General features: G+C 50.7%; 2 protein-coding genes. Both read left to right on the top strand.

What is annotated here, in order from left to right; genetic code table 11:
* Positions 1–371 (top strand): recombinase zinc beta ribbon domain-containing protein (locus HMPREF9163_RS12600; protein ID WP_009441590.1); only part of this gene is annotated, 371 nt, incomplete at its 5' end.
* Positions 350–1,058 (top strand): recombinase family protein (locus HMPREF9163_RS12595; RefSeq protein ID WP_369796103.1); only part of this gene is annotated, 709 nt, incomplete at its 3' end. The genes HMPREF9163_RS12600 and HMPREF9163_RS12595, both read left to right, overlap by 22 nt.

The following is a 1,058-nucleotide window of genomic DNA, read 5'->3' as shown; positions in this document are numbered from 1 at the left end:
TCATTTACGGTGACTGTGTGGAACTTCACCTAACAAATGGCCGCATAAAAAAGACCGCCCGAATCTACACAGGGCAGCGCGGCAGCAATCCCTTCACGAACAAAGTCTACTGCGCTTCCTGCGGCAGCAAGTGTGAGCGGGATACATGGACGAAGGGGATTAAGGTATGGGCTTGCAGTCAGCTGAGAACAAAGTGCCGATTGAAGAGATTGTCCGAATCCGAACTCAAGGAAGCGGCAGAATCCTTGTTCGGCGATGGCTACGAGGGCAAGATCGTGCAGAACGTCGAGCGGATTTTCATATCTGATGATGAGGTCATATTTCAACTCAAAGAAGGAGGCGCATACCGATGGCAAAGACAGTGCGGGTGATTCCTGCAACTCCCAGAGTGTTTCGGTCGGAAGTTACGGCAGAACCAAGACGGCGCAGGACGGCAGGATATGCTAGAGTTTCGACCGATCATGAAGAACAGGCTTCTAGTTACGAAATGCAGATGGCGCATTACAAGAACTACATCGAAAGCCGTGCAGACTGGGATTTCGTCGGCATGTATTCGGATGAAGGGATCAGTGGAACCAACACAAAGAAGCGTGACGGCTTCAACCAGATGATCGAGGATGCCCTTGCCGGCAAGATCGACCTCATCATCACGAAGTCGGTCAGCCGTTTCGCGAGAAACACCGTGGATTCTCTGCAGAACGTCCGTAAACTCAAGGAACATGGTGTAGAGATCTATTTTGAAAAAGAGAACATATGGACATTTGATTCGCGTGGAGAACTCCTTATCACGATTATGTCCAGCCTAGCGCAGGAGGAAAGCCGCAGCATCTCGGAGAACACCACATGGGGCAAGCGCAAGCAGTTCGCCGAGGGCAAGACCAGTGTCGGCTACAGCGCGTTTCTCGGCTATGACAAGGATTTCAAAATAAACGAAGAACAGGCGAAAATCGTAAGGCTCATCTACAAACTCTTCCTTGGCGGGCGATCCTTCTATGCCATTACCAAGGAACTGGAAAAGCGGGGAATCAAATCCCCGTCGGGAAAGGATAAGTGGTACA

Origin of the sequence: Selenomonas sp. oral taxon 138 str. F0429 (genome assembly GCF_000318175.2) — a bacterium.
Lineage (GTDB): Bacteria > Bacillota > Negativicutes > Selenomonadales > Selenomonadaceae > Centipeda > Centipeda timonae.
This window is presented reverse-complemented; position numbering and strand designations above follow the sequence as displayed.